Annotated in this window: 8 protein-coding genes and 1 pseudogene; 6 read left to right on the top strand and 3 right to left on the bottom strand. The window is 67.1% G+C overall.

The window, feature by feature from the left end; all coding sequences use genetic code 11:
• From ASE86_RS16440 to ASE86_RS05300, 6 genes and pseudogenes are all read left to right on the top strand, one after another.
• A pseudogene (locus tag ASE86_RS16440) lies at positions 1-494 on the top strand (secretion system protein); the annotation flags it as partial.
• A 26-nt stretch (positions 495-520) separates the two neighbouring features.
• Entirely contained in the window at positions 521-1153 is a 633-nt protein-coding gene (locus tag ASE86_RS05320) for a CpaD family pilus assembly protein (protein ID WP_056423316.1), read from the top strand.
• Positions 1153-2460: a pilus assembly protein CpaE gene (locus ASE86_RS05315; RefSeq protein WP_056423313.1), complete on the top strand. Its 1308-nt coding sequence runs from the start codon at positions 1153-1155 to the stop codon at positions 2458-2460. Before ASE86_RS05320 ends, ASE86_RS05315 begins: the two co-directional genes overlap by 1 nt.
• Before the next feature lie 75 nt (positions 2461-2535).
• Entirely contained in the window at positions 2536-3495 is a 960-nt protein-coding gene (locus tag ASE86_RS05310) for a type II secretion system F family protein (protein WP_156347031.1), read from the top strand.
• Positions 3496-3511: 16 nt separating this feature from the next.
• Positions 3512-4513 carry a type II secretion system F family protein gene (locus ASE86_RS05305; RefSeq protein WP_056423306.1) on the top strand — a complete coding sequence of 334 codons (1002 nt, stop codon included), beginning with the start codon at positions 3512-3514 and terminating at the stop codon, positions 4511-4513.
• A gap of 54 nt (positions 4514-4567) precedes the next feature.
• Positions 4568-4837, top strand: coding sequence for a hypothetical protein (locus tag ASE86_RS05300; protein ID WP_056423303.1), 270 nt, complete (start codon positions 4568-4570; stop codon positions 4835-4837).
• Positions 4838-4884: 47 nt separating this feature from the next.
• On the opposite strand, the gene ASE86_RS05295 is transcribed toward ASE86_RS05300, so the two are convergent.
• The 3 genes from ASE86_RS05295 to ASE86_RS15650 all read right to left on the bottom strand — a co-directional run.
• Positions 4885-5355: a hypothetical protein gene (locus ASE86_RS05295; protein ID WP_056423300.1), complete on the bottom strand. Its 471-nt coding sequence runs from the start codon at positions 5353-5355 to the stop codon at positions 4885-4887.
• Positions 5352-8018 (bottom strand): pyruvate, phosphate dikinase, encoded by a 2667-nt coding sequence (gene ppdK / locus ASE86_RS05290; protein WP_056423297.1) that lies wholly within the window; start codon positions 8016-8018, stop codon positions 5352-5354. Before ppdK ends, ASE86_RS05295 begins: the two co-directional genes overlap by 4 nt.
• An 82-nt stretch (positions 8019-8100) precedes the next feature.
• A partial coding sequence (locus ASE86_RS15650) for a glycine--tRNA ligase subunit beta (RefSeq protein ID WP_156347127.1) occupies positions 8101-9245 on the bottom strand: 1145 nt, incomplete at its 5' end.

The following is a 9245-nucleotide window of genomic DNA, read 5'->3' as shown; positions in this document are numbered from 1 at the left end:
CCCGCCGCACCGAAACGACGGTCGAGCTGGGTTCGGGCCAGAGCTTCATGATCGCAGGCCTGTTGTCGAACAGCCACGACAATGCGCTGACGAAGACGCCGGGGATCGGCGACGTGCCGGTGCTGGGCGCGCTGTTCCGCTCCAACGGGTTCAAGCGCAACGAGACCGAACTGGTGATCGTCATCACCCCGTATCTGGTGAAGCCGGTCAACGCGAACGACATCGTGCTGCCGACCGACGGCTACCGCGCGCCGACCGACGCCGACCGCCTGTTCATGGGCACGCTGGCGAAGGGCACGTCGGGCGCAAGCCGGCCCAAGCCGCAGATGGCGACGCCCAGCGCGCCGCCGCCCAGCGCCGGTGCGGTGACACCTGCCCCGGTCCTGCCCGCCCCCGCCCCGGCCGCGACGCCGGACCCGGTGAAGGCGATGGCACCGGCCAAGACCTCGTCGAAGAAGGGCGCGGCACCGATGCCGGGCTTCAGCCTCAAGTGAGTGTACGCGTGAAGGAGACGGATCGGATGTCGGCAAAGCTTCGAATCCTGCTGGTAGCGACGGCTGCGGTCGCGCTGTCGGCCTGCGGCACCCGCAATACTGGCATCGAATCGATCCACCAGCCGGTGGTGCAGCGGTCGGACTATGCGTTCGATGTCGCTGCCGCCGACAACGGCCTGACGGCGGAGGAGACCGACCGGCTGGCCGGCTGGATGTCGTCGCTGCGGCTTGGCTATGGCGACCGCATCGCGGTCGATGCCAACACCGGGGCGAACGCTGCGGTGCGCGATACCGTGTCGGCGCTCGCCGCACGCTACGGCCTGCTGGTGTCGGACGAAGTGCCCTACACCGCCGGCCAGATCGCGCCGGGCACTGCCCGCGTCGTCGTGTCGCGGATGCGCGCATCGGTGCCGAATTGTCCCGATCACAGCCGCGTGTCGGGCATCGAATATGAAGGCAACACCAATTCCAATTACGGCTGCGCGGTCAATTCCAATCTGGCGTCGATGATCGCCCGGCCGGAGGATCTGGTCCGCGGCCAGCCGGGTGCGCCGACCAGCGACCCGGCGGCGGCCTTCAAGGCGATCGACACGTATCGCAAGGCGCCGTCGACTGGCGCTGGCGGCCTAAAGGCCGAATCGACCAAGGGAGGCAATTGATGAACGCCCCATGGAATCCTGCACGGGCCGGCACCCGCGACCCGTTCGTCGCCTTCGTCTGCGACGAAGCGACCGCGGAGGCGATCCGTCCGATCGCCGGCGAAATGGGCTGGCCGACCGAAAAGGTGAACAAGGGCGGCCTGCGCAACGCGGTCCAGACGCTGTCGGTTTCGGCCAGCCCGAACATCCTGTTCGTCGACCTGTCGGAGAGCGGCGATCCGCTGAACGACATCAACGCGCTGGCCGAGGTCTGCGAACCCGGCACGATCGTGATCGCCGCAGGCCAGGTCAACGACGTCCGACTGTACCGCGACCTGGTCGCCAGCGGCATCCAGGACTATCTGCTGAAGCCGCTGCACCCCGACCAGCTGCGCGAAAGCCTGTCGCAGGCGCAGACGTCGCTCAACGCCCCGCGAAAGGATGATACGGCCGCCGTCGAACGCCCGCACTGCGCAGTCGCGGTCATCGGCGCGCGCGGCGGTGTCGGCGCATCGACGATGGCGACCTCGCTCGCCTGGCTGATGAGCAGCACGGCGAAGCGCACGACCGCGCTGCTCGATCTGGATGTCCATTTCGGCACCGGTGCGTTGTCGCTCGACCTTGAGCCCGGCCGTGGGCTGACCGACGCGATCGAGAACCCCAGCCGCATCGACGGCCTGTTCATCGAACGCGCGATGGTGCGCGCATCCGACCATCTGGCCGTCCTGTCGGCGGAAGCGCCGATCAACGCGCCGATCATCACCGATGGCGCCGCCTTCTACCAGTTGCAGGAGGAGATGCGCGGCGCGTTCGAATGCACCGTCGTCGACCTCCCACGATCGATGCTGGTCAACCACCCGCATCTGCTGAACGACATCCAGGTGGCGGTACTGGTTACCGATTTCACCCTGGCCGCCGCGCGCGACACCATCCGCATCCTGGCGTGGTTCAAGTCGAACGCTCCCGCCGTCCGCGTGATCGTCGTCGCCAACCGCGTCCAGCAGAATGCGGTGCTGGAGATCAGCCGCAAGGATTTCGAAGGATCGATCGAACGCAAGATCGATCATGCGATCCCGTTCGATCCGAAAATCGCATCGCAGGCGGCCAAGCTCGGCAAGTCGCTGGCCGAGGCTGCCAAGGGGCAGAAGAGCTTCGCCCCGCTGTCGCTGCTCGCCGACCAGATCGCCGACTGCGCCGAGGCCGAGGCTGCCGCCGCGCCGGCCAAGGGCAAGGGCAAGGCTGGAACCAAGGGCACCGGCGGCGGCGAGTCGCTGCTCGGCAAGCTCGGCACGCTGGGTGCCCGGCTGTCGTCCAAGAAGTCCAAATAGCATCATGCCGCCGCCCGCTTGGGCGGCGGACGGCATAACGAGAGGTCAAGGCACGTCGTGGAACCCGCATCGCTCATGATGGCCTGCATCGGCGCGCTTCTCGCGCTGCTGATGATCGGGATCGCGCTGGCCGGCCCGTCGCCGGCGCGCGCCCAGGCCCGCCGCGTGACCGCCGTGCGCGACCGCCATTCGGGCGTGAGCGGTGCCGGTGCGGTTGAAGCGCGCGTGCGCAAGATCGACACGAACCGCGCCAGCCAGATGGACCTGACGATGGGTCGGCTGCTGCCCAATCCGGAACAGTTGCAGAAGCGGCTGTCGATGACGGGCAAGTCGTGGACGGTCGGCCAGTACGGCATGGCGACCGGGGCGGCCGTCGCTGGCATCGTGGTCGTGTTTCTGATCCTTGGCCTGCCGTTCCTGCTGGCGCTGTTCGTCGGCCTGTTCGCGGGCGTCGGCCTGCCGCACGTCGTCGTCGGCACGCTCATCACGCGCCGCGTCGCCAAGTTCACCGCGAAGTTCCCCGATGCGATCGAACTGCTGGTGCGCGGCCTGCGATCGGGCCTGCCGATCACCGAGACGATGGGCGTTGTCGGCGCCGAGGTCGAGGGGCCGGTCGGCGAGGAATTCCGCGCGGTCAGCGACAAGATGAAGATCGGCAAGTCGATGGACCAGGCTTTGCAGGAAACGTCCGACCGCCTGGGCACGCCCGAATTCCAGTTTTTCGTCATCACCATCGCGATCCAGCGCGAAACCGGCGGCAACCTGGCCGAAACGCTCGCCAACCTGGCCGAAGTGCTGCGCAAGCGCGGGCAGATGAAGCTCAAGATCAAGGCGATGTCGTCGGAATCGAAGGCGTCGGCCTACATCATCGGCGCGCTGCCCTTCATCGTCTTCGGCCTCATCTGGTTCATCAACGGCAGCTACATGCAGAATTTCTTTACCGACCAGCGCCTGATCCTGACGGGCCTGGGCGGCATGGTGTGGATGTCGATCGGCGCGTTCATCATGCGCCAGATGATCAACTTCGAAATCTGAAGCGGGAGCACCGATCATGACCCCTCCCGCATCCGGGCCCACGCTCCTCGGCGTCGACGTGTTCCTCGTCGCGACGATCCTGTCGGGCGTCGCCGCCATGGCCGTGTTCTTCGCGATCTACACCGCGACCACGGTGCGCGATCCGATGACGAAGCGCGTGAGGGCGCTGAACGACCGCCGCGAGCAGCTGAAGGCCGGCATCACCGCGTCCACCAGCAAGCGCCGCGCGAAACTTGTCCAGAAGAACGAGGCGACCGACCGAATCCGCGCCCTGCTGAGCGGGATGAAGGTGCTGCAGGACACGCAGGTCAAGGCCGCGCAGATCAAGCTGATGCAGGCCGGCATCCGATCGAAGGAATGGGCCGTCGCGGTCATCTTCGGCCGGCTGGTCCTGCCGATCGTGCTCGGCCTGCCGGTCATGTACCTGGTCTATGGCACCGATACGTTCGCCGACTGGTCGCCGCTGAAGGCCTACGGCCTGGTCGCGGGCGCCTTCATCCTGTCGTACAAGGCGCCCGACCTGTACCTCAAGAACAAGATCAGCAAGCGCCAGCTGGCGATCCGTAAGGGGCTGCCCGATGCGCTCGACCTGCTCGTCATCTGCGCCGAAGCGGGCCTGACCGTCGATGCCGCCTTCGCTCGCGTGGCCAAGGAACTCGGCCGCGCCTATCCCGAACTCGGCGACGAGTTCCAGCTGACATCGATCGAGCTGGGCTTCCTGACCGACCGGCGCACCGCGTTCGAGAATCTGGCGCAGCGCACCGACCTGGATTCGATCAAGGGCGTCGTCACGACCATGATCCAGACCGAGAAATACGGGACCCCGCTGGCCTCGGCGCTGCGCGTGCTGTCGGCCGAGTTCCGCAACGAGCGCATGATGCGCGCCGAGGAAAAGGCCGCGCGCCTGCCCGCGATCATGACCGTGCCGCTGATCCTGTTCATCCTGCCGGTACTGTTCATCGTCATCCTGGGCCCGGCGGCGTGCAGCATCAACGACGCGCTGCTGTCGGGGAAATGACGGAACGCGGGTCGGCCGAAGACCGTTGAGCCTCCGTAACAGGAGGTTCCCCCGATGCTCTTCACCACGCCTACCCAGTTCGCGGTCCTCGCGCTGTGCGTGCTCGCCGGCTATATCTTCGGCCTCGCCAGCCGCGCCGGTGGTAAGGCCAAGGCCCAGCTGCGCGCGGCCGAGGCAGAGCATGTCGCCTATCGCAAGGACGCCGAAGCGCGGATCAAGGCCGCCGAGGCCGACCGCGACCGTATCGCCCGCGCATCGCCGGTGACCGCTTCAACGATGGGCGTGGTGCCGCAGAGCGAAGCGCGGCCGGCCGATCGCGTTTAAGGACACGCCTTTCAGCCGTCTTCCCCGCTGCGCGGGGATGACGGACGTCAGCAACGCAGACAAGCGGCGGCGTAGCGCTCTTCGACCGCCGCCAGCGGCATTTCATCGCCGTCGAGCACCAGCGCCCGGATCGACAGCACCGGATCGCCGGTCAAGCGTGTGCAGGCCAGCGTTTCCCGGTGTGGGTCCAGCGGCGCGATGACGATCCCGAACGGTGTTTCCGTCGCGTTCAGCGTCGCCAGCATGGCCGCCGTCAGCCGCTCCGGGACGAACCAGTTGTCCGCTTCCGACAGCACCAGCTCGCCTGACATCAGCCGGACGCGGCGGAAGCCGAGCGGTGCGTCCGCCCCCACCCGCAACCGCGCCCGCGTCTCGGGCGATGCCTCGGCCGATCCGGCGACACGGACCGCGCGGACCGGCCCGCCCGCCCACGCCTCCAGCACCCGCGTGACGATGCCGCCCGCGGTCAGATCGGCCTCGAATGCGTCGAGCGCCGTCGGGGCGATGGCCGGCGTCACTGCGCCTTCAGGGCTGGCTTTGCGTCGGCGAGGGCCGCCTGGGCCGCCGCCAGCCGCGCGATCGGCACGCGGTAGGGCGAGGCGCTGACGTAATCGAGGCCGACCGACTCGCAGAACGCGATGCTCGCCGGGTCGCCGCCATGTTCGCCGCAGATGCCGAGCTTGATGTCGGCGCGCGTCGCCCGCCCACGCTCGGCAGCCAGCTTCACCAGTTCGCCCACGCCCTCGACATCCAGGCTGACGAACGGGTCCTTGGCGTAGATGCCCTGTTCGACATAGTCGGTCAGGAAGCGCGCGGCGTCGTCGCGCGACACGCCCAAAGTCGTCTGCGTCAGGTCATTGGTGCCGAACGAGAAGAACTCGCCGGCCTCGGCGATCTCGCCGGCGCGCAGCGCCGCGCGCGGCAGCTCGATCATCGTGCCGACCAGATAGTCGACGCGCTTGCCCGTTTCCGCGAACACGGCCTCGGCCGCCTTGTCGACGACGGCCTTCATCAGCTCCAGCTCGCGCTTGGTCGCGACCAGCGGGATCATGATCTCGGGCACGGGTGCTGCGTCCAGGCTGACCGCGGCTTCGAAGATCGCGCGCGCCTGCATCTCGTAGATTTCGGGGTACGTCACGCCGAGACGGCACCCGCGATGACCGAGCATCGGGTTGAACTCATGCAGCTCGTTCGCGCGGCGCTTCAGCGTGTCGATGTCGAGGCCGGTGGCCTTCGCGACTTCCTCGAACTCCGCGTCGGCGTGCGGCAGGAATTCATGCAGCGGCGGGTCGAGCAGGCGGATGGTGCACGGCAGGCCTGCCATCACCTCGAAGATCTCGACGAAGTCGCTGCGCTGTTCGGGCAGCAGTTTCTTGAGCGCGGCGCGGCGGCCGGCTTCGTCGTTCGCCAGGATCATCTGGCGGACCGACGTGATGCGGCTCGCCTCGAAGAACATGTGCTCGGTGCGGCACAGCCCGATGCCCTCGGCACCGAACTCGCGCGCGGTGCGGCAGTCGAGCGGGGTTTCGGCGTTGGTGCGGACCTTCATACGGCGGATGCCGTCGGCCCATTCCATCAGCGTGCCGAAATCGCCCGACAGTTCGGGCTGCACGGTCGGGACGGCGCCGACCATCACTTCGCCGGTCGAGCCGTCGATGGTGAGGATTTCCCCCTCACGAATCTCGCGGTCGCCAACGCGCGCGACTCCCTTGCCGATCGACAGCGCGCCCGCGCCCGACACGCAGGGGCGACCCATCCCGCGGGCGACGACCGCGGCGTGGCTGGTCATGCCGCCGCGCGCGGTCAGGATACCCTTCGCCGCGTGCATCCCGTGGATGTCTTCGGGGCTGGTTTCGACACGGACCAGGATGACGTCCTGTCCGTCCTTTGCGGCTATCTCGGCCGCGTCGGCGGTGAAGACGACCTTGCCCGACGCCGCACCGGGGCTGGCGGGCAGCCCCTTGGTCAGCACGTCGCGCGGCGCCTTCGGGTCGAGCGTCGGGTGGAGCAGCTGGTCGAGCGCCGCCGGGTCGATCCGGGCGATCGCTTCCTCGCGGGTGATCAGCCCTTCGTTCGCCATGTCGACCGCGATCTTCAGTGCGGCCTTGGCGGTGCGCTTGCCCGAGCGGGTCTGGAGCATCCACAGCTTGCCCTGCTGCACGGTGAACTCGATGTCCTGCATGTCGCGGTAATGGCGTTCGAGCAGGTCGAAGACGCCCGCCAGTTCGCCGTAGACCTCCGGCATCACCTCTTCCATCGACGCGGGCTTGGCGCCGGCAGCTTCGCGCGCGGCCTTCGTCAGATATTGCGGCGTGCGGATGCCCGCGACGACGTCCTCACCCTGCGCGTTGATCAGGAATTCGCCGTAATACGCGTTGTCGCCCTTCGACGGGTCCCGGGTGAAGGCCACGCCGGTCGCGGACGTATCGCCCATGTTGCCGAAGACCATCGCCTGGACGTTGACCGCGGTGCCCCACGACGCGGGGATGTCGTTCAGCCGGCGATAGACCTTGGCGCGTTCCGACTGCCACGACCCGAACACCGCGCCGATCGCGCCCCAGAGCTGGTCGTGCACGTCCTGCGGGAAGGGCTTGCCCCACAGTTCCTCGACCAGCGCCTTGTACTCGGCGACCAGCTTGCGCCAGTCGTCGGCGGTCATGTCGGTGTCGAGGTAATAGCCGTTGTCTTCCTTGGCGATCTCCAGCGCTTCCTCGAAGCGGCTGTGGTCGAGCTCAAGCACGACGTCCGAATACATCTGGATGAAGCGGCGATAGCTGTCCCAGGCGAAGCGTGCGTCGCCCGACACGGCCGCCAGCCCCTCGACCGTCGCGTCGTTGAGGCCGAGGTTCAGGACCGTGTCCATCATGCCGGGCATCGACGCGCGGGCGCCGCTCCGGACCGACACGAGCAGCGGGTCGGCCGCGTCGCCGAAGCGCTTGCCGGTGATCTGCTCGATATGCGTGATGCCGTTCGCGACCTCGGCCTTCAGCGACTCCGGGAACTGGCCGCCTTCGTCGTAATAGACCGCGCAGACGGGCGTGGAGATGGTGAAGCCCGGCGGGACCGGCAGGCCGATCGACGCCATCTCGTCGAGGTTCGCGCCCTTTCCGCCGAGCAGGTTCTTGTCGCCCCGGCCACCGTCCGAAACTCCGCCGCCGAAGCGATATACGTACTGGGTCATGCCGGTCCTCTAAGTGCCCGCTATCACTGGCGTTCTTGCGTCATTTGGCGTGGAAGGTCACACGAAGGTCACACTGTCGCGGTCAACCCTCGATCTTCGAAAAGTCGGCCACGGCGTGGACCGCGTCGCGCATCCGGGCGAGCAGCGCCAGCCGCGCGGCGCGCTTGTCCGGATCGGCATCGTTCACCGTGACGCTTTCGAAGAACGCGTCGATCGGTGCGCGCAAGGTCGCCAGTGCCGCCATCGCCCCTTCGAAATCCTCCGCCGCGACCGCCGCCTTCGCCCGCGGCTCGGCCGAATCGAGCGCGGTGCGCAAGGCTTCTTCGGCCGGTTCGGGCATGTAGGAAAGCGGTTTGTTCTCGCCTTGTTCGAACGCTTCCTTCTTCAGGATGTTCGCGGCCCGCTTGTAGCCTGCGAGCAAATTCCTGCCGTTCTCGGATGCGACGAAGGCCTGGAGCGCGTGGACGCGGGCGAGCAGGCGGACGAGGTCGTCCTCGCCGCCGAGGGCGAAGACAGCGTCGATCAGGTCGTGGCGGACACCGGCTTCGCGTTGCTGGACTTTGAGGCGGTCGGCGAAGAAGTCGATGAGGTCTCGGCCGCCCTCAGCAAACGAGAGCAGGGAGCCAGCCAGCAGGTCAAGATGAGCATAATCGCCAAAATTGACCCCGACCTCCGCACCACCAACTGTCAGCGTTATGCCCTTCTGACTGCTGGTCAGGTTCGCTGCCTCGGTAGGGGAAATTGCATGAATCGCCTTCCAAAACGAATTTTCGCTTTGATGAGGTGTTTGACGCGCGAGTTCAAACAATACCCACGAAGCTGCTGCTACAGCTTCACCGAGATTTATTCGTAATTTATTTCGGAGAATCAACGTTATAGAAGAAATTGCAGCGCGACGCAGCGCGAACGGGTCTCTCGACCCAGAAGGCTTTTCGTTGATCGCTAAGAAGCAGACTAGCGTATCCAGCTTGTCCGCCAGCGCGACCGCCACCGTAACCGGATCGGTCGGTACGTCGTCGCCCTGCCCGACCGGCTTGTAGTGATCGCGGATCGCTGCGGCGACGCGGGGGTCTTCGCCCTGGGCGGCGGCGTAGTAGCCGCCGATCAGGCCTTGCAGTTCGGGGAATTCGCCGACCATGCCGGTGACGAGGTCGGCCTTGGCGAGGCGCGCGGCGCGTTCGGCGAGGTCGGCCAGATCCTCCCCGGCACGGGGAGGGGGACCACCGG

This window comes from Sphingomonas sp. Leaf33, from assembly GCF_001421785.1.
Taxonomy (GTDB): Bacteria; Pseudomonadota; Alphaproteobacteria; order Sphingomonadales; family Sphingomonadaceae; genus Sphingomonas.
Note: the sequence above shows the minus strand (reverse complement) of the source record. Positions and strands in the feature narration are given on the sequence as shown.